Source organism: Ornatilinea apprima (assembly GCF_001306115.1).
Lineage (GTDB): Bacteria > Chloroflexota > Anaerolineae > Anaerolineales > Anaerolineaceae > Ornatilinea > Ornatilinea apprima.
This window is the reverse complement of sequence record NZ_LGCL01000019.1, coordinates 173,963-197,125: the sequence shown is the minus strand read 5'-3', so window position 1 is coordinate 197,125 and position 23,163 is coordinate 173,963. Positions and strand designations below refer to the sequence as shown.

Sequence of the window (23,163 nt, the reverse complement as noted above, 5' to 3'; positions counted from 1 at the left end):
GGGGGAGTAAAATTTGTCCTCTGGTTTAGAAGAGGTGGAACATTGCGATGATGGGGGCGAACAGAGAAGCAACCAGCGACATCACCGTGATGAGGGTGTTGAGGGACGGACCAGCGGTATCTTTGAAGGGGTCGCCGACCGTGTCACCAACAACCGCGGCTTTGTGGGCTTCGGAGCCGGGGCCGCCGAATTGACCGGTTTCAATGTATTTCTTGGAATTGTCCCACAGGCCGCCGGCGTTGGCCATCAGCAGGGCAAAGATCACACCGGTGAAGATGGCGCCGCCCAGGAAACCACCCAGGGGGTTGGGGCCCAGCACGAGGCCGACCAGGATGGGCAGACCAACCGCCAGGAAGGCGGGGATGACCAGTGAGGACAGCGCGCCTTGGGCGGCCAGACCCACACAGGTTACATAGTCGGGTTTGGAGGTGCCAGCCAAAATGCCGGGATCTTCGCGGAACTGGCGGCGGATTTCTTCGATCATGTCGAAAGCGTTGTGCGTTACCGAGAGCATGGTGAGCGCGCTGAAGAGTGGCGGGGTCATGGCACCCAGCAGAACACCGGCGACCACAAGCGGATCGCGCAGGCTGATGGTAAGCTCGACACCGCGCGCTTGGACCACTTCGGCGTAGGCGGCGAAAAGGGCCAGCACAGTGAGGGCGGCGGCGGAGATAGAGAAGCCTTTGGTGATGGCTTTGGCCGTGTTGCCGGCCGAGTCGAGAATATCGGCGGTTTCGATGACGTGCTGATCCATGCCGGCCATTTCAGCGATACCGCGGGCGTTATCTACGATGGGACCGTAGGCGTCGGCGGAAACGATCATTCCGGAGACGGAGAGCATACCCACCGCGGCCACGCCGATACCATAGATGCCGGGCAAGCCAGCGGCTTCGGTGACGTAGTAGGATGCCAGGGTGGCAATGACGATGCCGACAATGGAAGGAACGATGGAAACCAGGCCGTAGCTGAAGCCGGTGATGATGGTGATGGCGGAGCCGGAGCCGGAGACTTTGGCCGTCTCTTTGACGGGTTTGAATTCTTCACTGGTGAAATATTCGGAGGTGAAACCAATGATGACACCGGTGGTGATACCGATGAGGGTGGCCCACAGAACGCCGATGTTGTAGTCGCCAATAAAGATCATGGGTACCATCAGAGCGGCCAGGAGAATGCAGGTGATGATGGTGCCGCGATTAAGAGCGTCGCCGGGTTTGCCGTTTTTACCCACGCGCACAAACTGGATACCGATGAGGGAAGCCAGGCCGCCCAGCATGCAGACCACCAGTGGGAAGACGATGTATTTGGCAGCAAGGGCCTTGTCGGCAAAGCTGGCACCGAGGAGCATAACGGCCACGGCGCTGGCAACGTAAGAGTCGAAGATATCGGCGCCCATACCGGCCACGTCACCCACATTGTCACCCACGTTGTCGGCGACCACGGCGGGATTGCGGGGATCGTCTTCAGGGATGCCCACTTCAACTTTACCCACCAGGTCAGCAGCGATGTCGGCGGTTTTGGTGTAAATGCCGCCGCCCGCTTTGGCCAGCAGCGCCAGCAATGAGGCGCCGAAGCTGAAGCCCAACACAATTTCGGGGTCTTTAGTGAGAAGGTAAATGGTGGACATACCGATGACGGCCAGGCCAACCATGGCGAGACCCATCACCGAACCGGCGTAGAAGGCCACGCGGAAGGCGGTGTTGAGGTCTTTGTTGGCAGCGGTGGCTGAGCGAACATTGGCTTGGACGGCGATGCTCATACCCATGTAGCCGGCAACGGCAGAACACAACGCGCCGAAGATGAATGCCAGGGCGGTGAAAATGCCGCGCAGGGGGTAGGCTTCCACGCCTGAGGTCGCGCCAGAGACATCAAAGCTGAAAACAATAGCGATGATGATACCCAAAGCAACAGCTACCAGGGTGAGCGCGCGGTAAAGCTTGGCCAGGTAAGAACGCGCGCCTTCTTGAATCCAAGAGGCTACTTCCTGAGCCTTTTCCGTGCCAGGATCCTGGCGCATGACCCAGTTATATAGCCAGATGGCTACACCGACCGACACAATGCCGATCGCGATTGCAATGAACAACCAGATTTGATCCATACGACTCTCCTATAAAAAAAATTTGATTAAGTCTCCAGACATACTTCACCCCGCGTGAGGCGGATAGCCCAAAAGCGCTAGAGCCCCTCAACAGCGGGGTGCGGTGTCCAAAGAAATGGGTTAACCGGCGGCAGCACTGAGGGGCCACCGCCGGGGTCCGCGCTTACATTCTAGCGGAACGCCACCAGTTGTAATGGTGAGCTTTCAGTTCTTCCTGAGTCGGCATGGGGAAGAACAACAACTTTTCTTTATTACCGACATAAACACCGGTTTTTATGGTTCGGTACGCGAGGGTGGCAGAATGGGTGCGGTCCACCATTTTTGTGTGCTTGGTTTTCATACTGGCCAGAACTTCGCGTAAATGATCAATATTATCGTAGGGCAGGTCTCCCACCGCGCCGCCCATTGGGTCTTCTGCCAGCTCACCGAGTCGCAGATCCACAAAGCAGATGGCCGGTAAGGTGAGCAGGGAGGCAGGGTTGCGCACGATCAGGTCGTAGAATTTGACCGGGTCGAGGGTGCTGCAAACCAAGGGGCTGACGGGGGCAATTTCTTGGTAGAGGTGCAGCCGGCTGGTGGGGGCGGGGATATCGCTGCTGGTTTCGAGTTTCAGTGTGCGGCCGTCTTGGGTGGTCAGGTAAAGAGCCTGAATGGCATCCATAGAGATGTGTTCCAAGACGCGATAGACAGAGATGTAAATGGAAGCTTTGGGGGCGCCGTCCTCGTGGGGAACACAGCGTTGAACGCCTTCTTCAATGGCGAAGAAATCGTTGCGGTAGGCGGGATCAATTTCGAAAAAGATGGCCTGGCCGCGAGATTTCTTTTCGGTTCCAACGGCGTAGTAGACTCCGAACTCTTCGGGATCCAGCATGGATGCAATCAGCGCCTCGGGCACAAGGGACAGGTACAAATGAACAGTCATTGTCACACCTCCTGTATTGCGTTGGAATGGATAGGGGGAACAGAGAAGAAGAGCCTCGCGAACCCCAACCACGCCGGGATAGATTGCGCTGGGAAAATTGAAAAACTTTTCGGAGCGTAGAAAATTTTACCACATTCGCCCTGACAACTTCAATAGTTAATCTTGGATTAATGTCAGGAAAGCGCATGCCAATGCTCACTTTCTACAGCTCCAGCGCGGCGAAAGGGTTGAGGATGGCTCTTAAAATTATTGTATATCAAGAAGCGCTGAAAAACAAAAGCGAAATGGGGTTGTCTATGCAAATGAGCCGCAGTTTTTCGCCAGAATCTATGGCTGTTGGGGCTGTGCGGGTGTGGCAGGCAGCGGGTTGGGCAGAAGGCGAAAATCTATGTTAAAATCAGACATCAACCCCCTGTTTTTTTTCAGGGAAATTCAATGGAGATGAATACCCCATGAATCTTGGACAAATTTTAGACGCGATCAAAATCTGGGCAGAATCGGTGATCAGTTCGTTGGGATACCCCGGCCTGACTCTGGTGATGTTTTTAGAGAATCTGTTTCCCCCCATTCCTTCCGAAATCGTGCTTCCTTTGGCGGGCAGCCTGACGCTGACCGGGCGGTTCTCCATTTTGGGTGTGGTGCTGTGGGGTATGCTTGGCTCGCTGGCCGGGGCGCTGGTTTTTTACGCGCTGGGCAAGCTGCTGGGCGAAGAGCGGGTGCGCTGGCTGATTGATAAATTCGGTAAGTACCTGACGATCTCGAATGAAGATTTTGACCGCTCGCTGCGCTGGTTCGACCGCTACGGCGATTGGGTGATCTTTTTTGGGCGCATGGTGCCGATTGTGCGCAGCCTGATCTCGATCCCGGCCGGGCTGGCCAGTATGAACATGGTGAAGTTTTTATTTTTCACCGTGCTGGGCACCTCATTGTGGAATTTTGTGCTGTCGTTTGCGGGGCGGCTGCTGGGGGCTAGCTGGCCCGTGGTGGCTGAGTGGATTGGGGTTTACCAGAACGTGGTGATTGTGGTGTGCGGAATCGCGGTGGTGCTGTTTATCGCTATTCGTTGGCGAAAACAGGTAACGGCGAAAGCCTGATAAGAAGACTTTGGTTGGCTCCCGGTTGGGATGACGGATTTCATAATAAAACAGGAGCGCGTCCGCGCTCCTGTTTTTTGTTCGTCGTTTTCCGAACGGTTTAGTACATGGGCGGCTGGGGAGCCGGGGCCGGGGCTTCTTTCACCGGAATGTCGGTGATGAGGGCTTCGGTGGTGAGGATCATGGCGGCGATGGATGCCGCGTTCTCAACAGCGCCGCGGGTTACTTTGGCGGGGTCGATGATACCGGCTTTGACCATGTCGACATATTTCTCAGAGAGTACGTCGTAACCGATCTTTGAGTTCTTGGCTTCGGTCTGTTCGCGTTTGACGTTGGCAATGATGACGGCGCCATCTTTGCCAGCATTCTCGGTGATTTTGCGCATGGGCACTTCGAGAGCGCGGCGCATGATCGAAACACCGATCTGCTCGTCTTCGTTTTCCAGTTTGACTTTATCAACCGCTTCGATGGCGTTGATCAGCGTCACGCCGCCACCAGGGACGATGCCTTCTTCCACTGCAGCGCGGGTGGCCGAGAGGGCGTCTTCCACGCGGTGTTTCTTCTCTTTGAGCTCGGTCTCGGTGGCCGCGCCAACACGAATGATGGCAACGCCGCCAGAGAGTTTGGCCAGACGTTCTTGCAGTTTCTCGCGGTCGTAATCGCTGGTCGATTTGTCGATTTCAACGCGGATCTGCTCGATGCGGCCTTTGATGGCCGATTCATCGCCCTTGCCGCCCACGATGGTGGTGTTGTCTTTGTCAGCGACGACTTTCTCGGCGCGGCCGAGGTCGGCAACTGTGGCGGTGTCCAGCTTGCGGCCGGTCTCTTCCGAGATGACCTGGGCGCCGGTGAGGATGGCGACGTCTTGCAGCATGGCTTTGCGGCGATCACCAAAGCCGGGGGCTTTGATAGCCAGCACGTTAAGCATGCCGCGCAGTTTGTTCAGAACCATAGTGGCGAGGGCTTCGCCGTCCACATCTTCGGCGATGATCACTAGCTCGCGCTTGCCGATCTGCACCAGTTTCTCCAGCAGGGGGACGATATCGGTGGCGGCAGAGATTTTCTTGTCGTAGATGAGGATGTACGGCTCATTGATCACGGCTTCCATGTGCTCGGCGTCGGTTACGAAGTAGGGCGAGATGTAACCGCGGTCGAACTGCATACCCTCAACGTATTCCTGTTCGAATTCCAGGCCTTTGGACTCTTCCACGGTGATGACGCCGTCTTTGCCAACTTTGTCCATCACATCGGCGATGAGCTGGCCGATGGTGCGGTCTTGCGCCGAGATGGTGGCAACATTGGCAATGTCATCTTTGGTGGTCAGTTCAATGGACTGGTCGCGGATAGCGTCGGAGATGGCTTTTGTGGCCGCCTCGATGCCGCGTTTGAGGAGCATGGGGTTGGCGCCGGCGGCCAGGGTTTTGAGGCCTTCAGAAACAACCGCGTGGGCCAATACGGTGGAAGTGGTGGTGCCGTCACCGGCGATGTCGTTGGTTTTGGTAGCCGCTTCTTTGAGCAGTTGGGCACCCATGTTCTCGAAGGGATCTTCGAGTTCAATTTCTTTGGCTACAGTCACGCCGTCGTGGGTGATGGTGGGAGAGCCGAATTTGCGATCGATCGCCACGTTGCGGCCCTTGGGGCCTAAGGTAGTGGCAACGGCGGTCGCAACGATATCGATACCGGCTTTTAACTTTCGGCGGGCTTCTTCATCAAAAACAAGCTGTTTAGCCATAGGAAAACTCCTTAATGAATGATTTTTTTATTTCGATAGTTGGGAAAGACTACTTCTCAACGATGGCAAGCAGGTCGTTCTCACGCATGATGAGGATTTTCTTGCCGTCGATTTTCACTTCGGTGCCTGCGTATTTGGCAAACAATACGATGTCATCCACTTTGACATCCATGGGGATGCGCTCGCCCTTCTCGTCGCGGTCGCCAGGCCCAACAGCCAGAACAACACCCTGTTGGGGTTTTTCTTTGGCGGTATCGGGCAGATAAAGGCCGGCTGAAGTTTTTTCTTCTTGCTCCAAAGGCTCTACCACGATGCGGTTGCCAAGGGGTTTAAGATTGAGTGACATACATTTCCTCCTGTATCAAGTTTGAAAGGGATCATGCCTATATTCTGGCGATTTAGCACTCTATTAATAAGAGTGCTAATTGCATGAGGAATAATAACTTGCTTTGAAAAGGAAGTCAAGAGAGATTAACTGTTTCTTATAAAATTCTGATACAGATCAGGGATAGGTTACAAACTGGTCGCAAACGGCTTCGTTTTCTTCCACAATTTGCATCACCACCGGCTCGCCGCTGAACTGGGCGCGCACTTCATTCATTAAAGCGCGGGCCTCGACGCAGTAATCATTGTAAGGGCGCGCCATGCCAGCCAGAGCAGAGCCGTAGGTGTAGTAATACACCACCGTGCTGCCGGAGAGAGGCATGCCTTCGATGGTAAACTGTGGATCCACTTCACTTTCTTCACAGACGCTTCCCATACGCACATTACAGGTCTCTTGCGCGTCGCATCCACGCACCGCGCACTTGAGGGCTTCGATGGCGCCTTCGTAATTGCGCGATTTGAAGTAGATGATGCCCAGCGATCCGTAGACATCAGGGTTGGTGGGGTTAAGCTGCAGGGCTTTGCGCACGTTGCGCGCGGCGATGAAGAATTCGCCAACCTGTGAGTAGGTTTTGCCGATGGCAATATAGGGGGTGGGGTCGTTCACGCCGAGCTGTTCGTTAATGTTGGCGGCTTTGGCAAAATATTCCAGGGCGCGTTCATACTGCTGCAATTGGCGGTAATTAACGCCGATGTTGAGGTACAGGAAGGTGAGATTGGGGGTGATTTCGGTGGCGCGCTTGTATTCGTTGATCGCTTCGCCGTAGTTGGCGAGGGTTTCCTGGATGCCGGCGTTGACGCGGTGCACATCCATCAGGGTTGAATCGCGCTCGAGGGCCTGGACAATGTATTGGGATGCCTGGGTCCATTTCATCTGGTCGTTGAGGATTTCGGCATAATAGGCCAGAGCCAGGGCGTTTCGATTGTCGAGCTGGATGGCGCGCACGGCTTCCTGTTCGGCTTCGGTGAGGTAGCGTTCTGAGTCGGCGCCAGAGAGGTTGGGGTTGGAGAACCAGTCGAGGGCGAAGGCGCGGGCGGCATGAGCGTTGCTGTTGAAGTCGTCGGCGGCGATGGCGCGGTCAGCCGATTCGATGGCGGCCAGTAACTGCTCGCGTTTTTCGGCGTCGGTGGTGAGCTGGGTGGAGCGGTACGACTGGATGCGGGACAACTCGGCCCACATTTCTGCGTTATTGGGCTCCAGCTCCAGGGCGGACTGGTAGGCATTGATCGCCATCACCAGGTTGCCAGCCTGGAATTGAGTTTGGGCTTCGGTTGCCCATGAGAAGCCCGTGCGGGTAGGAACGGGGGTGGGGTCGAACGGTGAGCGGATTTGGTCCTGATCCACGGCACGCAAAACAAAGAGGCCGGCTACCAGCAAGAGGAGCAAAACCAATACCCGGTAAGGTTCGCTGCGCGCGCGCTGCTTGTGAAAGAGCGGACGGCTGAGGGGTCTGTTCATACGATTGACCGATTCTGGTTACGACTCAGGTGTGGCCGACGGCTCAGGGGTGGTAGATTGCGGGTTGCGGGGAGCCTCTTCGGCGACCTTTGAGCAGATGTTGATGATTTCTTGGGCGTTGTACATGGCGTATTCGTCGTTGGGAACGGCTTGCTGGAGAAGCTGAGATAGCGGCAAGGCTTCTCCGCATTCACCCATCTGTGCCAGGGTAAGCCCGTAGGTATAGTAATACTCAGCGACGCGCCCGTAATCCAGCGGCAGGCCTTTAATTTCCACACCCTCAGCGGTTGTGCCGCCGCGCACAGAAAGGCGCAGCGGGATGAGCGCGTCTTTGTACTGGACGTTTTTGTAGTACATCTGGCCGAGGTTGCCATAAAGATAGGGGTCGGAGGGGTTGGCTTTGATTGCCTGCTCGGCGTATTGAATGGCTTTGGCGTATTCACCCACGGTGGCATAGGTGCGGGAGATGTAGGTATTGGGAAGCGGATCTTTGGGGTTGAGCGCCAGGGCGCGGTTGAACTCTTCCACGGCGCGGTCGTACAGCTCCATCGTCCGGTAATTACGGCCCAGGGCCAGGTGCAGGTCGGCAATGTTGGGATTGATGGCGATGGCGCTCTCAAACTGGCGGGAAGCGTCTTCGTAGTTGGCGGTCAGTTCCAGAATGATGCCGCGCGCGCGGTGGGTTTCCAACTGGTTGGGGCCCAGGCGTTCCGCCTCGCGGGAGGCTTCAATGGCATTGTCGAGGGTGCCCAATAGACCACCGCCGGCTTCCCACTGACGGGCCAGAATTTCGGCGCGGTAGGCGTATGCCGCGGCGTTGTTGGGATCAATTTCGAGGGCAGTTTTAATGGCTGCCTCGGCCTCAAGATATTCACCTTTGAACCCCAAAGCCCATCCGCGCAGGGCGTGCGCAATCGAGTTGTTGGCGTTGAGCAGCAGGGCGTTCTCGGCGTTGGCAATGGCTTCATCATACATGCCGTTATAAACCTGCAGGCGGGCGGTGGTGATATATACGGCCGGGTTTTTGGGGTTGGCCTGAATGGCTTTTTCGTAGGCGGTGATAGCCTGCGAGATTTTGCCTTCTTCCAGCAGGGCGTCCGCGTCGGTGATGTACGACTCTGGCGAGCGGGTGGGCGTGGGGGTAGGCACAAATAAGGGCGGTGTGGCCGGCACGACCACCTGGTTCACATATAACGCCCCACCGACAAGAACGATGAGGATAAAAAGCCGCAGCGGGTTCGACCGCGACCGGCGGCGTGTCATGCTGAGTTTGCTTCCTTTGAGATACATGATTTCATCTTACCATTCTGTTTTTAGATGCGTCAAGATGGTGAGCAAGGAGAGGGATGTGTTCTTAAGCTGAATTAATCCAAATCTGGGTAAAAATATCAAAAAAATCCACCCCTTTGCAGGTTCAATCGAATAAACCTTCCACTTGCGCACCAGGGTTTTATAATCAAAAAAGAGACGGTTCGCAAACGACCGCCCATTTGCTAACCATGGAGGAACGATGACTGACCAAATTAACATTCGCGGCGCCCGGCTGCATAATCTAAAAAATCTTTCCGTGGATATTCCAAAAGGCCAATTGGTGGCATTCACCGGGGTTTCGGGTTCAGGGAAATCAACCCTGGGTTTTGATATTTTACTCAAAGAAGGGCAGCGGCAGTATATGGAATCGCTGGGGCTGGTAACGTATGGGCTGTCCAAAGCGCCGGTGGAGAGCATTAGCGGGCTTTCACCGACCATCAGCGTAGACCAACATCTGACGCACCAGAATCCACGTTCAACGGTGGGCACGGTGACGGAGGTGTACACTTATCTGCGGGTGCTGTTTGCGCGGCTGGGGCACCGCCCTTGCCCGGTTTGCGGCAAAAATGTGCCGCCAGTTCATGCCAGCGCCGGTTTGGACTGGGAAGACGATACCGATTCGGACGCGGACGGCAGCGGCCAGACCTTTGCCTGCCCGCACTGCGAGGCCGCGATACCGGAAATGGGGATGGCGTTCTTCTCCTTCAATAAGCCGGAGGGAGCCTGCCCTACCTGCACGGGTTTGGGCATAATTCATCGGGTAAATGTAGACCGGTTGCTGGATGAAGAGAAGAGCATTGCTGAAGGCGCGGTGAAAGGGTGGGATATTCATTATATCCGGCATTATTTGAACACCCTGACTGCCGCGGCCAGTTATTTTGGGTTTGATTTTGATTTATCGCGGGCGGTGAAAAACTTCAGCCCGGCGCAGCGCGATTTGTTGTTCTATGGGGCAAACAGCCCGCAGTTCCGCCGGCATTTTCCCGATGTAGAGCCGCCGGCTACGGTGAGCAAGGGGCGGTTTGAGGGAATTGCCACCAATGTGCTGCGGCGGTATGCGGACCGGATTGAGGATGCGGATTACCGCGAGAAGATGGAAGCACTGCTGGTGACGGAAACCTGCCCAGACTGCAAAGGCACGCGCCTGCGTCCGGAAAGCCGGGTGGTTACGGTGAGCGGCAGGTCGATTGTAGAGGTGAGCCGCATGGCCTTGAGCGAGCTGGGCGCGTGGTTGGAGGGGCTGCCGGCGGTTTTCAGTGCGCAGGAGATGCGGCTGGCTGACGCCATTTTGCAGGATTTGAAGGACCGCATCGGGCGGCTGGTGGAGACGGGGGCGGGCTACCTGACCCTGGAACGCTCCGCGCCAAGCCTTTCGGCGGGGGAGGCGCAGCGGCTGCGGCTGGCGAATCTGTTGGGTTCAGGGTTGAGCGGGCTGCTCTACGTTTTTGACGAGCCGACCATTGGCCTGCACCAGCGCGATACACACAAGTTGATTGAAGTGCTGAAGCGCTTGCGCGATCTGGGAAATACAGTGCTGGTGATTGAGCACGATCTGGAAACCATCGCGGCGGCGGACACGGTGATCGATTTTGGCCCCGGCGCGGGCAAGCACGGCGGGCGGGTGGTGGCGATGGGCACACCGGCGCAAGTGGCGCGGGCGGCCGGGTCGCTGACGGGCGATTATTTGGCCGGGCGGGCGCGCATCGTGGTGCCAAAGCGGCGGCGCGCCCCGAACGGCAAGGCGCTCACCATCCGGGGAGCGCGGCATCACAATTTGCAGAATCTGACGGTGAGTCTGCCGCTGGGTTCGCTGGTGGCAGTAACGGGTGTTTCGGGGTCGGGTAAGTCTACGCTGGTGTTCGATATTGTCGACCGGGCGCTGCGCCAGAGGCTGTATGGGGCGGCGGAGTCGCCGGGCGAGCACGACGCGCTAGAGGGCTGCGAATATCTGGATAAGATTATCACGATTGACCAGGAGCATGTGGGGCGGATTCCGCGCTCCAATGCGGCGACCTATTCGGATGCCTTCACGGCGATCCGCGAGGCTTTCGCGGCAACGGACGCGGCGCGAGAGCGGGGCTTGGCCGCGCGGCATTTTTCTTTCAATGTGCCGGGCGGGCGCTGCGAGCGCTGTGAGGGAAGTGGTGTGCTGACAGTAAAAATGCATTTCTTGCCCGATGTGGAAGTGCGCTGCCCGGTGTGTCACGGCCGGCGCTTCAAGCCGGAAACGTTAAGCGCGCGCTATAAAGGGCTGGATATTGCGCAGGTGTTGGACCTGACCGTTGAAGAAGCGCTGGAATTGTTCCGTGACGTTCCGGCGGCGGCCAGCCGCTTGCAGGTGCTGGCAGATGTGGGGTTGGGTTATTTGCAGTTGGGCCAGCCGACCAAGACGCTTTCGGGTGGAGAGGCCCAGCGGGTGAAGCTGGCCAAAGAGCTGGGGCGGCGAACTTCTGGACAGACGCTGTATCTGCTGGATGAGCCGACTACGGGCCTGCACCTGGCTGACACAGCGCGGCTGCTGGAGGTTCTGCGGCGGTTGGTGGAGGCGGGCAACAGTGTGGTAGTGACTGAGCACAATCTGGAAGTGGTGAAGACGGCAGACTGGGTGATCGATCTGGGGCCGGAAGGCGGCGCGGCTGGCGGGCGTCTGGTGGCGGAAGGAACGCCGGAGCAGGTGGCAAGCAGCGAAGAGTCGGTCACGGGGCGGTATTTGCGGGGAATTTTGAGGTGACCATACCCTAGCTTTGCCGAAAATGTTGGCGCAGAAGACCTCCATGCTGGCCTTCCCCCAAAAACGCCAGATTTTAGGGGAAGGAAGAAGAAATGAGGGCCAACGGGTTGGTCACAAGTTGGGCATTTCCGGGCGGTTGTAGGGAAAGGGAGAAATTTGGCGCGAGGATGAGCAAGAACGGTTTGGCTTGCCTGGCGGGGCGGTTCACAATACAATAGGCGTATGCGTTTTGACGTTTTTACCTTATTCCCGGAAATGTTTTCTTCGTATTTGGCGACCAGCATGCTGAAGCGCGCGGCTGAGAATCGCCTGATTGAGGTGTCGCTCTACAATATCCGCGATTGGACAACCGATAAGCATCACATTACCGACGATACGCCGTATGGTGGCGGGGGGGGGATGGTGATGAAGCCGGAGCCGATTTTCGCGGCGGTGGAATCGGTGCTGGGCGCTCCGCCGGCGTGCCCGGTGATTCTGATGACGCCGCAGGGGCGGCAGTTCACCCAGCAGGTGGCTAATGAGCTGTCAGGCTACGAGCGGATTGGTCTGCTGTGCGGGCGGTATGAGGGGGTAGACGAGCGGGTGCGCGAGCACCTGGTGACGGATGAAATTTCGATTGGCGACTTTGTGCTGACGGGCGGCGAGCTGCCGGCGATGGTGTTAATCGACGCGCTGACGCGCCTGATCCCCGGCGCGCTGGGCGACCCGACCGGCGCGGAGGATGATTCTTTTGCATCGGGGCTGCTGGAGTATCCGCATTACACACGGCCGCCGGAGTTTCGCGGCTGGGGTGTGCCGGCGGTGCTGCAGAGCGGAAATCACGCGGAAATTGATCGCTGGCGGCGCGAGCGGGCGCTGGAGCGCACCCTGCAGCGCCGGCCCGATTTGCTGGAGGCGATGGATCTGTCGAAAAAGGACCAGGCATTTTTGAAGAAGCTGCGCGAGGCGCTGAGCCGGTCTGAAGACGTTTAACCCAACCATTTCATTATTCAATCAGCAATCATCAGGAGAGGCATGGAAGAGAAACGATTTAGCTACCCTAAGACGTTCTTGTTGGGCTTTGGCTTCTTTGGTGTGAGTATCATCTGGGCGATCTATAACGCGTTTGTGCCGCTCATTTTAGACCGGCAGTTTGGGCTGAGCGCGTTTTGGATCGCCATTTTTATGGTGCTGGATAACCTGGCGGCGGTGCTGATCCAACCCTGGGTGGGGGCCTGGTCTGACCGGCTGCGCACGCCCCTGGGGCGGCGGCTGCCGTTCATTCTGATTGGCGCGCCAGTGGCGGCCATCGCGTTTGGATTGATGCCGTTGAGCTCATCGCTGGTGCTGTTCGTGCTGACGGCCACAACGGTGCTGGTGAGCATGGCGTTCTGGCGCACGCCGGTGATTGCCTTGATGCCAGACATCACCCCTTCGGCGCAGCGCTCGCAGGCTAACGGGATTATCAACTTTATGGGCGGGCTGGCCTCGGTAATTTCCTTTGCGGTTGGGTCACAGCTCTACGCCAAAAACCCCAATTATGCTTTCTGGCTGGGTTCGGCGCTGGTTACGCTTTCGGCGATTCTGGTGCTGGTGTTCATCCGCGAGCCGAAGGAATATTCAACGCGCGACGACCAAAAGGCGGAACGCCCGGATGTGTGGAAAAGCATCACCAGTGTGTTTGCCGAAGAAGAGCGCAGCGCGGCGCGCATGCTGACGGCGATTCTGTTCTGGTTTTTGAGCTGGTACGCGATTGAGACTTTCTTCACCCTGTACGCGGTGAAGCACCTGGGACTGGGCGAGGCCGACGCGGCTTTCCAATTAACGTATGTATCGCTGATCTTCTTGGTCTTCGCCATTCCATCTGGCTATATTGCGGCTAAATTTGGCCGCAAGCGTACGATCATCACTGGAATTGTAATGATGATTGTCTCTTTGGGATTAATGTATGTGCTGCCTCCCAGCATAACCGTCGGCGCGCGGATCGCGTCGGTCACCAAAACGGCGGGGATTTACCCGGTCAGTTTTATTCTGATGCTGGCGGGGTTTGCCTGGTCGCTGATTAACATCAATTCGCTGCCCATGGTAGTGGATATGACTACCGATGAAAACCTGGGGGCTTATACCGGGCTGTATTACTTTTCGTCGCAGACCGCGGCGGTGGTAGGTCCGCTGGCGTTTGGCGCGGCGGTGCAGTTCTCGGGGAACAACTATAACCTGATGATGCTGATCAGTCCGATTTTTCTGCTCTTCGCGCTGGCGATGATGGTGGGGGTGCGCCGGGGTGAAGCAAAATAGGGGTGGTTCTGAGGTTTTTTTGAGGCGGGCGCGAAAGCGCCCGCTTTTTAATGGCACTCTCATTTGTTAACGCTGGTGGTCTTGCGAGGTATTTTCATTCGGATTATACTTAAATTTCAGATGGGTACAGGGCGTGCCTGTGCCTGAGTCTTAACATCCCATAAAAATCAGGATGAAGGAGAAGACGAATGTTTAAAAAGGTTAATATTCTTGTTGCAGTGCTTGTGATGGCGTCCATGCTTTTAGCGGCTTGCCAGCCGGCTGCGACACCCGCACCTACCGAAGCTGCGGCTCCGGCTGCAGAACAACCGACCGAGGTTCCTGCAACGGAAGCCCCGGCGGCTGAAGCCCCGGCAAAATTGAAAGTTTGCCAGGTAACGGACGCGGGCGGTATCGATGACAAATCGTTCAACGCAACTGCTTACAAAGGCGTGTTGCTCGCCGTGGACGAACTGGGTGTTGACGGCAAATACCTCGAGTCGCAGCAGCAAACCGATTACGAAAAGAACATCAACGCCTTCCTTGAGGAAGAGTGCGATCTGATCGTGACGGTGGGCTTCCTGCTGGGCGACGCGACGGCTGCCGCGGCAACCGCCAACCCGGACCAGAAGTTCGCGATTGTGGACTTTGCCTACGATCCGGCGTTTGAGAACGTGCTGGGCCTGACCTTTGACACCGACCAGGCTGGTTTCCTGGCTGGTTATCTGGCGGCTGGCATGACCAAGACCGGCAAAGTGGGTACCTTCGGCGGCATGCAGATCCCGACCGTGACGATCTTCATGGACGGGTTTGCTGAGGGCGTGGCCTACTACAACCAGGAGAAGGGCACCGAAGTGGAAGTGCTGGGCTGGGATCCGGAAACGCAGACCGGCCTCTTCACCGGCAACTTTGAGAGCACCGATGACGGCCGCGCGCTGGGCGAGACGCTGATGGACGAAGGCGCCGACATCATCATGCCGGTAGCCGGACCTGTGGGCCTGGGCACCGCGGCGGCGATCATGGAACGCGGCGACGCCTACATGATTGGCGTGGACTACGACTGGTACGTGAGCGCTCCGGAATACGGCTCAATCATGCTGACCTCGGTTCAGAAGGGCATGGACGTGGCTGTGTTTGAAGCGGCTAAGGCTGTTGTAGACGGCAATTTCGCTGGCGGCTCTTACCTGGGCACGCTGGAGAATGGCGGCGTGAGCCTGGCCCCCTACCACGATCTGGATAGCATGGTACCGGATGAGCTGAAAGCCGAAGTGGAAGCCCTGAAAGCCAAAGTTATTGCTGAGCAGGCTGCCGGCAGCGCCGAAGCGCTCCCCAGCGGTGCGGGCATGAAGGTTTGCCAGGTAACGGACGCGGGCGGTATCGATGACAAATCGTTCAACGCCACCGCTTACAAGGGTGTTGTCGAAGCCGCTGACAAGATGGGCTTTGAGGGCAAATACCTTGAGTCGCAGCAGCAAACCGATTACGAAAAGAACATCAACGCCTTCCTTGAGGAAGAGTGCGATCTGATCGTGACGGTGGGCTTCCTGCTGGGCGACGCGACGGCTGCCGCGGCAACCGCCAACCCGGACCAGAAGTTCGCGATTGTGGACTTTGCCTACGATCCGGCGTTTGAGAACGTGCTGGGCCTGACCTTTGACACCGACCAGGCTGGTTTCCTGGCTGGTTATCTGGCGGCTGGCATGACCAAGACCGGCAAAGTGGGTACCTTCGGCGGCATGCAGATCCCGACCGTGACGATCTTCATGGACGGGTTTGCTGAGGGCGTGGCCTACTACAACCAGGAGAAGGGCACCGAAGTGGAAGTGCTGGGCTGGGATCCGGAAACGCAGACCGGCCTCTTCACCGGCAACTTTGAGAGCACCGATGACGGCCGCGCGCTGGGCGAGACGCTGATGGACGAAGGCGCCGACATCATCATGCCGGTAGCCGGACCTGTGGGCCTGGGCACCGCGGCGGCTATCATGGAACGCGGCAACGCCTACATGATTGGCGTGGACTACGACTGGTACGTGAGCGCTCCGGAATATGCCTCGATCATGCTGACCTCGGTTGAGAAGGGCATGGATGTGGCTGTGTTTGAAGCGGCTAAGGCTGTGGCGGCTGGCAATTTCGCTGGCGGCGCTTACCTGGGCACGCTGGAGAATGGCGGCGTGGGTCTGGCTGAATACCACGACCTGGACAGCATGGTCCCGGCTGATCTGAAGGCCGAAGTGGAAGCTCTGAAGGCGATGATTATTGCCGGCGATGTCAAAGTCGGAAAATAATCCTCTGACGATTGAAGTAGTTGGTGAGCCGGCGCGCATGCGCCGGCTCTTTTTGTCTCTGTCATGCAAGTCGATCAGGGCGAAAACCGAAGAATGAGGTTACCACCTGATGGGTATGGGGTGGTGGAAATGGGCAGGCAAAGAATGGCGCGCGGTGGGTGGAGGATATGGGAGGGTGGTGTGTTTTTGACTGAACCAGGGGTTTGTCAGACAATTGCCGATTTAGTTTCCATTAATGAAGCAATATGGTAAAATCATTCCAAATTTTATGATCACACACGGAGATAATGTATGGCGCCAATTCTAGAGCTGCGAGGGATCACCAAACAATTTCCGGGTGTGCTGGCCAACGATCATATCGATCTGACGCTGGAGCAGGGGGAAATCCACGCGCTTCTTGGCGAGAATGGTGCGGGAAAAACCACATTAATGAACATCCTCTATGGGCTTTACCAGCCCACGGAGGGTGAAATTTTTGTGCGTGGAGAGCGAATCACCGTCCATTCACCCAGTGACGCGATCAAGGCCGGCATTGGCATGGTCCACCAACATTTTATGTTGGTCCCGGTATTTACCGTGACAGAGAATGTCATGCTTGGTGAAGAAGAAGTGAAACCCGGTGGGTTTTTGGACCGGCAGAAAGCGGCCAAAAAGATCCGCCAGATTTCAGAGCAGTACGGGCTGGAAGTGGACCCGAGTAGTTATGTTCGCGATTTGCCGGTCGGTGTGCAGCAGCGCGTTGAGATTATCAAATTGCTGTACCGCGAAGCCGACATTCTGATCTTTGATGAGCCGACCGCCGTATTGACCCCCCAGGAAGCGGATGAGTTGTTTAAGATCATGCGCTCGCTGGCCGAGAAGGGTAAGTCGATCATTTTCATCACGCATAAACTGCGCGAGGTGCTGGATGTGTCTGACCGGATCACGGTCATCCGGCGCGGAAAAGTGGTGGGCGGCACCACCCCGGCCGAAGCAGATCAGAATCTGCTGGCCTCGATGATGGTAGGGCGTGAGGTGGACCTGGTGCTGGAGCGGACGCCGCTTGAGGCCGGGGAAGCCGTTCTGGAGGCAATGGATCTGCTGGTGGCTGATGACCGCAAGCAGGTGGCTGTGGATGGGGTTTCGTTTGTTGTGCGCAAAGGTGAAGTGTTGGGCGTGGCTGGCGTGCAGGGCAACGGGCAAACCGAGCTGGCCGAAGCGGTCACTGGTCTGCGCAAGGTGACCAGCGGCAGCATCCGCCTGATGGGGAATGAGATCACCGGCTTGACGCCGCGCAAAATCACCGAGCTGGGCAGCGCGCACGTCCCCGAAGACCGGCAGGCAGATGGGCTGGTGCTGGCGTTCCCGGTAAAAGACAACCTGGTATTGAACACCTATTATAAAGAACCCTACGCGCGCGGCGCGGTGATCCAATGGGATCGCGTGGTGGAGAATGCCAAAGCATTAATTCGTGAATACGACATTCGCACGCCGGGCTACGATACCCATGTGGGCAATCTCTCGGGCGGCAATCAGCAGAAGGTGATTGTGGCACGCGAGCTTTCACGGCCGATTCATCTCCTGGTGGCTTCACAGCCCACGCGCGGCCTGGATGTTGGCTCAATTGAGTACATTCACTCCCAAATTCTGAAAAAACGCGACAGCGGTGTGGCAGTTCTGCTGGTCTCCACCGAATTGGACGAAATTCTGCAGCTTTCGGACCGCATCGCAGTGATGTATCGGGGCAAGATTGTCGCCACTGTGCCTTCTGAAGAAGCGACCAAGGAATATCTTGGCTTGCTGATGGCCGGGATTCCCCCGGAAGAGGCGCGCCAGAAAATGAGCGGCAAACCGGCGCAAGCCGCGGCTTGATTCAAAGGAGGATTATTCATGAGTGACGAGCAGAAAAACCAAATTTCTTCGGAAGCATCCTCCAACCAAGACGCGGGTAAAGTCTTTCTGGAGGAAGTGGCCGAAAAGAAGAGTTTCTGGCAGGTGGTCTTAATTCCACTGCTGGCCGTGATCACCGGATTGTTGATAGGTGGTATTTTTATTGTTCTGACCACCGAATCGGTGTATGCCAGTTTTGGCGAATCGTTTGGCGCGGGCATGAAAGCGGCTTGGGAAACGGTGAAAGGCGCGTATGTGGCGCTGTTCACCGGTTCTATTGGCGACCCGGCGCGGATCATCGCCGCGCTGCAGTCGGGGGATGCGATGGATATCCGCCGGGCGTTCAATCCCTTCCTGGAGAGCCTGGTGGCATCAACGCCGTATATCTTTGCGGGTCTGGCAGTGGCACTGGGCTTTCGCGCCGGGGTTTTCAATATTGGCGCGGAAGGACAAATTTTTGTGGGTGCGCTGGCCGGCACGTTCATTGGCTATTCGATCAAGGGACTGCCAGCGGTCATCCACATGCCGCTGACGTTTTTGGCCGGCGCGGCCGGCGGCGCGCTGTGGGGCTACATTCCCGGCTGGCTGAAAGCCAAGACGGGCGGGCATGAAGTGATCAACACGATCATGATGAACTACATTGCCTTCCGCTTGAGTGATTGGCTGTTGACCGGCCCGATGAAACGCCCAGAGAGTTTTAACCCGGTTACGCCCAATATCGAACCCTCGGCGGTGTTTCCGAAGTTCTTTGCGGACCCAATTCGCTTCCATCTGGGCTTTTTCGTGGCCCTGACGGTGGCCTACCTGGTGTACTGGTTCCTGTTCAAGACCACCTGGGGTTTTAATCTGCGCACCGTGGGCGCCAACCCCGACGCGGCGAAATATTCCGGCATGAATGTGGTCGGCAACACCATCCTGGCGATGGCCCTTTCGGGGGCGCTGGCGGGAATGGCCGGGATTAACGAGGTGATGGGCGTCTCTGGCAACCTGGCGATGGCGTTTTCTTCGGGGTATGGTTTTGACGCGATCGCGCTGGCGCTGCTGGGGAACAATCACCCGGCAGGTGTGGTGCTGGCCGCGCTGCTGTTTGGCACCCTGCGCAACGGGGCGACGCGCATGCAGGTAACCGCGGGCATTCCGATTGATATTATCTCGATTTTGCAGGCGGTCATTTTGATGTTCATTGCCGCGCCGGCGATCATCCGAACGATCTATCGTTTGAAGGAAAGCCGCGCGGGCGAGGGTATTTCGATCCGATCCTGGGGAGGGAAATAAGCGATGACAGCCAATACCAATTCCTATCACCGGCATTTAGAGATCGAATCCCCGACCCGGCAGCGGGTGATGGGCGTTATCTTTTTGCTGGTGGCTTTCAGCATCTACTTCTTCTTCGCGCGCACGACAGCCGCGGAGACATTTACCACCTTTGGTTTGAACCGCGGGGCAACCGCGATCCAGGTTCCCGATTGGGAGCTGCCAACCCAATCAACGCTGACCATCCTGGCGGTGTTAAGCGCCGTGTTGGGCGGTGTGCAATTGGCGCGCGGGTTTAAGCGCTACACCAACTGGGTGCTGGCGGTGGTGGTGGCTTTCTTTGTGTTCGGCTTTCTCACCTGGGCGGCGGCAGACAAGTCGCTGAATTTGGTGGGCTTATTTGCCACCACCCTGGGCAAAGCGGTGCCGATCACATTGGGCGCGCTGGCCGGTATTCTGTGCGAACGCTCCGGCATTGTCAACATTGCTATTGAGGGTATGATGCTTTCGGGGGCAATGGTGGGCGCGCTGGTTGGCAGTGTGACCAAGAATTTGTGGCTGGGCTTGCTTGCTGCGATTGCGGTTGGGGCGTTGATGGCCTGGATTTTGGGTGTGCTGTCGATTAAATATAAGACCAACCAGGTGATCTCGGGCACGGTGATTAACATTCTGGCAACCGGGTTGACCTCTTATATCTCGGCCAAGTTCCTGCAGACGTATCAGGAGCTGAATAACCCCGGTATCTTTAAGCCTTTTCAAATTCCGCTGCTCTCCAAGATTCCGGTTCTGGGGCCGATCTTGTTTGACAACAACCTGTTTGTATACCTGCTGTTTGTGCTGCTGGTGGTGCTGCAGGTGGCTTTGTTCAGCACGCGCTGGGGGCTGCGCCTGCGCTCCGTTGGCGAACACCCCAAGGCGGCCGACACTCTGGGAATTAACGTGAACCGCACGCGCTATATGGGCGTGATTCTGGGTGGCATGGTGGCCGGGTTTGCCGGTGGATATTTCACCCTTGGCTCGGTGGGCCGCTTTGACGAGGTGATGACGGCAGGACGTGGCTTCATCGGTCTGGCGGCGATGATCTTTGGCAATTACATGCCGTTCGGGTCGTTTGGCGCGGGTCTGCTGTTCGGTTTCGCGGATTCGCTGGCCTCGCGCCTGGCGATTTTGCAGGTGCAAATTCCGTCACAATTCTTGCTGATGGCACCCTATGTGGTTACGATGATCGTTTTGGCCGGGGTGGTAGGCCGCTCGCAAGCACCCGCCGCCGAGGGTGTGCCGTACGAAAAAGAGTAAGCTGTTTGCTTCAAGCCTGGAATTTACCCGCCCCCTTCCACCTTGGAGGGGGGTGGGGTCTTTAACAGCCGCTGGTCTGTCTGGAAGGCTGGCACAGAGGTTGCGTTGAGGATTGGAGAGGAACCGTCGAGCCAAAATAGTCTGACCTCTCTGAGAGCTTCGCCAGCTTCAATGTTTGTCGATGGGCATAGGGGGATAGACTGCCACCCCCGAATGCTTGGCACCCTGGCCAGTTGGGGAGATTTAATGCTGCCCAGGTGGGGCATTCCGATTGGGTAAGGCGGCTAAGGGAGCAAAAGCCGATTTCAGGTACAATCTAAAGTGCATTGATCTGGCGTTGGCCGGGTCTGTAACGACATGGAGGAAAATTCAATGGTATCCGTAGTAGTTGAGCAAATTACCAAAACCTTTGGGCAGCAGCGCGCCGTGGACGGTGTTTCGTTTGCGGTGGAGCCAGGAGAAATTTTTGGGCTGCTAGGCCCCAATGGCGCGGGGAAGACGACATCGATTCGAATTATTCTGGATATTTTTAAGCCAGACAGCGGCAGCGTGAGTGTTTTGGGCGGGCCAATGAGTGAGGCTAAAAAGAACCGGATTGGTTATTTGCCAGAGGAACGCGGGCTGTACCAGGAAATTCCGCTGGAACGCTGCTTGAACTATCTGGTTTCTTTGAAAGGGCTTTCTCCGGCGGCCGCGCAAGAGCGAATTGAGCCGCTGATGGAGCGCTTTGATTTGACGGAGCATCGAAAAAAGAAGGTGAAAGAGCTTTCCAAAGGCATGCAGCAGAAAGCGCAGTTGATTGTTACTCTGGCGCACAAGCCAGAGTTGATTATTATTGACGAACCTTTTTCGGCGTTAGACCCGGTGAACACGCAGATGGTCAAAGATCTGCTGATGGAAGAACGCGAGAAGGGCACCTGCATTGTGATGTGCACGCACCAGATGCACCAGGTGGAAGAGCTATGCGACCGCATGGTGTTGATCAACCGCGGTAAATCGATGCTGTACGGCTCGGTGAATGAGATCCGACGACAGTTCGCGGAGCAGGATCTGCTGGTGCGGGCGCTCAATCCGATCCCTGATACTATTCCGGGCGTGGTGAAGGTGGAAGGCCATAACGGGTTAACGCGCCTGGTGCTGGCAGACGGCGTCTCTCCGCAGTCTGTCTTGAAAGCGCTATTGGAAATGGGTGTGGCGTTGGAGCATTTTGAGGTGGCTACTCCGACCCTGGATGAGATATTTATTCAGGTGGTGAAGGGAGAAGGAGCCCAGGCATGAGAAACATCTGGCTGGTGTTCTGGCATGAATACGCGCGCCAGGTATTGCGCAAGCGCTTTCTCCTGGTGCTGCTCAGCCTGCCGCTGATTATTGTTCTGAGCGGTGGAGTGGGTGTGCTGGCGGTGGTGGTGATGATGAACAATGACCCGATTGGGTATGTAGACCATTCGGGTTTGCTGACCAACCCGGCAGCGCCCGCGCAAACGGCCGAGCGCAGAGTAGATATGATCGCCTTCGCGGATGACGCTTCTGCCCAGCAGGCGTTGGAAGAGGGCCAGATTCAAGGTTATTATGTGGTCGCTAAAGACTACCTGCAAACGGGGGAAGTGGTTCTGGTGGCAGAAGAACCGGTTGGCGAAAACGCTCAGGACGATTTTGTGGATTTTTTGAAGGTCAATCTGGTGAAAGGCTTGGACTCGGCTGTCGCTGAGCGCCTGATGGATGGAAGCAAGATCGAAGTGCGCGCGCTGGAAGACTTAACCCGCAAAGCGGGTGAAAATGACTGGGTCAATCTGGTGATCCCGCTGGTGATGGGAATTTTCTTAATGCTGGCGGTGAACACGAGCGGCGGTTATCTGTTGCAGGCGGTGGTGGAAGAAAAAGAAAACCGCACGATGGAAATTGTAATCACGTCCATATCCCCTGAACAGTTAATGGCCGGGAAGATTTTGGGAAATTTAAGCGTTGGCCTGACGCAGCTTCTGGTGTGGTTTGCCGTACCGGTGGGTGTGTTCTTGGGTGTGCGCCCGTTTGTGCCCTTCTTGAGGGATATTAACCTGGGCGGCAGCTATGTGTGGCTTTCTCTGGCCGCGCTGCCGGCGGCGTTTGTGCTGGTAGCCGCGTTAATGGCCGCGGTCGGCGCGACAGCCACCGAAGCGCGCGAGGCGCAGCAGATGGCCGGGTTGTTCACCATACCGCTTTTTGTGCCGTATTGGTTGATAACCCCGTTGATTGAAAGCCCCAACAGCCTGCTGGCGGTGGGATTAAGTCTGTTCCCGCTGACCGCGCCGGTTACACTGGCCGCGCGCGCGGCGTTCACGGTTCTGCCGGTGTGGCAGATTGTTGTGTCGCTGGGGCTGCTGTACGCAACAGCCTTTGGCGCCTTGTGGCTGGCCGGACGCGCTTTCCGCCTGGGTATGCTGCAGTATGGGAAACGCCTGAAACTGGCTGAGATTTTCCGCCGGCAGGAGGCTTAAG

Annotated in this window: 17 protein-coding genes; 11 read left to right on the top strand and 6 right to left on the bottom strand. The window is 56.9% G+C overall.

The window, feature by feature from the left end; all coding sequences use genetic code 11:
• Positions 1-25 precede the first annotated feature (25 nt).
• On the bottom strand, positions 26-2,095 hold the full coding sequence (locus ADN00_RS07750) for a sodium-translocating pyrophosphatase (RefSeq protein WP_075062390.1): 2,070 nt from the start codon (positions 2,093-2,095) through the stop codon (positions 26-28).
• A gap of 163 nt (positions 2,096-2,258) precedes the next feature.
• Positions 2,259-3,017, bottom strand: coding sequence for a hypothetical protein (locus tag ADN00_RS07745; protein ID WP_075062389.1), 759 nt, complete (start codon positions 3,015-3,017; stop codon positions 2,259-2,261).
• A 185-nt stretch (positions 3,018-3,202) separates the two neighbouring features.
• On the opposite strand from ADN00_RS07745, the gene ADN00_RS07740 reads away from it, so the two are divergent.
• Together ADN00_RS07740 and ADN00_RS07735 are read left to right on the top strand one after the other, a co-directional pair.
• Positions 3,203-3,412 (top strand): hypothetical protein, encoded by a 210-nt coding sequence (locus ADN00_RS07740; RefSeq protein ID WP_075062388.1) that lies wholly within the window; start codon positions 3,203-3,205, stop codon positions 3,410-3,412.
• Between the two features lie 57 nt (positions 3,413-3,469).
• Positions 3,470-4,111 carry a DedA family protein gene (locus ADN00_RS07735; protein ID WP_075062387.1) on the top strand — a complete coding sequence of 214 codons (642 nt, stop codon included), beginning with the start codon at positions 3,470-3,472 and terminating at the stop codon, positions 4,109-4,111.
• A 100-nt stretch (positions 4,112-4,211) separates the two neighbouring features.
• Here the strand turns inward: ADN00_RS07735 and groL are convergent, their stop codons facing one another.
• The 4 genes from groL to ADN00_RS07715 form a co-directional block, all read right to left on the bottom strand.
• The gene (gene groL, locus ADN00_RS07730) at positions 4,212-5,843 is read right to left on the bottom strand and encodes a chaperonin GroEL (RefSeq protein ID WP_075062386.1); all 1,632 of its coding nucleotides are present in this window, start codon (positions 5,841-5,843) and stop codon (positions 4,212-4,214) included.
• Positions 5,844-5,892: 49 nt separating this feature from the next.
• On the bottom strand, positions 5,893-6,189 hold the full coding sequence (gene groES, locus ADN00_RS07725; protein WP_075062385.1) for a co-chaperone GroES: 297 nt from the start codon (positions 6,187-6,189) through the stop codon (positions 5,893-5,895).
• 156 nt (positions 6,190-6,345) lie between these two features.
• Positions 6,346-7,686, bottom strand: coding sequence for a tetratricopeptide repeat protein (locus ADN00_RS07720; protein ID WP_075062384.1), 1,341 nt, complete (start codon positions 7,684-7,686; stop codon positions 6,346-6,348).
• Between the two features lie 18 nt (positions 7,687-7,704).
• On the bottom strand, positions 7,705-8,949 hold the full coding sequence (locus ADN00_RS07715) for a tetratricopeptide repeat protein (RefSeq protein ID WP_075062383.1): 1,245 nt from the start codon (positions 8,947-8,949) through the stop codon (positions 7,705-7,707).
• Between the two features lie 247 nt (positions 8,950-9,196).
• Between ADN00_RS07715 and uvrA the strand changes: the two genes are divergently transcribed.
• From uvrA to ADN00_RS07670, 9 genes are all read left to right on the top strand, one after another.
• Complete coding sequence (gene uvrA, locus ADN00_RS07710) at positions 9,197-11,728, top strand: excinuclease ABC subunit UvrA (protein ID WP_075062382.1); 2,532 nt, start codon at positions 9,197-9,199, stop codon at positions 11,726-11,728.
• 222 nt (positions 11,729-11,950) lie between these two features.
• Positions 11,951-12,700 carry a tRNA (guanosine(37)-N1)-methyltransferase TrmD gene (trmD, locus tag ADN00_RS07705; RefSeq protein ID WP_075062381.1) on the top strand — a complete coding sequence of 250 codons (750 nt, stop codon included), beginning with the start codon at positions 11,951-11,953 and terminating at the stop codon, positions 12,698-12,700.
• A gap of 42 nt (positions 12,701-12,742) precedes the next feature.
• On the top strand, positions 12,743-14,005 hold the full coding sequence (locus ADN00_RS07700) for an MFS transporter (protein ID WP_075062380.1): 1,263 nt from the start codon (positions 12,743-12,745) through the stop codon (positions 14,003-14,005).
• Between the two features lie 188 nt (positions 14,006-14,193).
• Positions 14,194-16,269, top strand: coding sequence for a BMP family lipoprotein (locus tag ADN00_RS20285; RefSeq protein ID WP_075062379.1), 2,076 nt, complete (start codon positions 14,194-14,196; stop codon positions 16,267-16,269).
• 291 nt (positions 16,270-16,560) lie between these two features.
• Positions 16,561-18,120: an ABC transporter ATP-binding protein gene (locus ADN00_RS07690; RefSeq protein WP_075062378.1), complete on the top strand. Its 1,560-nt coding sequence runs from the start codon at positions 16,561-16,563 to the stop codon at positions 18,118-18,120.
• An 18-nt stretch (positions 18,121-18,138) separates the two neighbouring features.
• Positions 18,139-19,413, top strand: coding sequence for an ABC transporter permease (locus ADN00_RS07685; protein WP_075062377.1), 1,275 nt, complete (start codon positions 18,139-18,141; stop codon positions 19,411-19,413).
• Positions 19,414-19,416: 3 nt separating this feature from the next.
• Positions 19,417-20,688, top strand: a complete 1,272-nt coding sequence (locus ADN00_RS07680) for an ABC transporter permease (RefSeq protein WP_075062376.1) — start codon at positions 19,417-19,419, stop codon at positions 20,686-20,688.
• 372 nt (positions 20,689-21,060) lie between these two features.
• Positions 21,061-21,966: an ABC transporter ATP-binding protein gene (locus ADN00_RS07675; RefSeq protein ID WP_075062375.1), complete on the top strand. Its 906-nt coding sequence runs from the start codon at positions 21,061-21,063 to the stop codon at positions 21,964-21,966.
• Positions 21,963-23,162 (top strand): ABC transporter permease, encoded by a 1,200-nt coding sequence (locus ADN00_RS07670; protein WP_075062374.1) that lies wholly within the window; start codon positions 21,963-21,965, stop codon positions 23,160-23,162. The genes ADN00_RS07675 and ADN00_RS07670 overlap by 4 nt, the downstream gene beginning before the upstream one ends.
• Position 23,163 lies beyond the last annotated feature (1 nt).

Coding starts and splice junctions, on each gene's coding strand:
- ADN00_RS07700 (WP_075062380.1), top strand. CDS start 12,743: ATGGAAGAGAAACGATTTAGCTACCCTAAGACGTTCTTGTTGGGCTTT.
- ADN00_RS07735 (WP_075062387.1), top strand. CDS start 3,470: ATGAATCTTGGACAAATTTTAGACGCGATCAAAATCTGGGCAGAATCG.
- ADN00_RS07720 (WP_075062384.1), bottom strand. CDS start 7,686: ATGAACAGACCCCTCAGCCGTCCGCTCTTTCACAAGCAGCGCGCGCGC.
- ADN00_RS07685 (WP_075062377.1), top strand. CDS start 18,139: ATGAGTGACGAGCAGAAAAACCAAATTTCTTCGGAAGCATCCTCCAAC.
- groL (WP_075062386.1), bottom strand. CDS start 5,843: ATGGCTAAACAGCTTGTTTTTGATGAAGAAGCCCGCCGAAAGTTAAAA.
- ADN00_RS07670 (WP_075062374.1), top strand. CDS start 21,963: ATGAGAAACATCTGGCTGGTGTTCTGGCATGAATACGCGCGCCAGGTA.
- ADN00_RS07675 (WP_075062375.1), top strand. CDS start 21,061: ATGGTATCCGTAGTAGTTGAGCAAATTACCAAAACCTTTGGGCAGCAG.
- trmD (WP_075062381.1), top strand. CDS start 11,951: ATGCGTTTTGACGTTTTTACCTTATTCCCGGAAATGTTTTCTTCGTAT.
- ADN00_RS07690 (WP_075062378.1), top strand. CDS start 16,561: ATGGCGCCAATTCTAGAGCTGCGAGGGATCACCAAACAATTTCCGGGT.
- uvrA (WP_075062382.1), top strand. CDS start 9,197: ATGACTGACCAAATTAACATTCGCGGCGCCCGGCTGCATAATCTAAAA.
- groES (WP_075062385.1), bottom strand. CDS start 6,189: ATGTCACTCAATCTTAAACCCCTTGGCAACCGCATCGTGGTAGAGCCT.
- ADN00_RS07745 (WP_075062389.1), bottom strand. CDS start 3,017: ATGACTGTTCATTTGTACCTGTCCCTTGTGCCCGAGGCGCTGATTGCA.
- ADN00_RS20285 (WP_075062379.1), top strand. CDS start 14,194: ATGTTTAAAAAGGTTAATATTCTTGTTGCAGTGCTTGTGATGGCGTCC.
- ADN00_RS07740 (WP_075062388.1), top strand. CDS start 3,203: ATGCCAATGCTCACTTTCTACAGCTCCAGCGCGGCGAAAGGGTTGAGG.
- ADN00_RS07715 (WP_075062383.1), bottom strand. CDS start 8,949: ATGACACGCCGCCGGTCGCGGTCGAACCCGCTGCGGCTTTTTATCCTC.
- ADN00_RS07680 (WP_075062376.1), top strand. CDS start 19,417: ATGACAGCCAATACCAATTCCTATCACCGGCATTTAGAGATCGAATCC.
- ADN00_RS07750 (WP_075062390.1), bottom strand. CDS start 2,095: ATGGATCAAATCTGGTTGTTCATTGCAATCGCGATCGGCATTGTGTCG.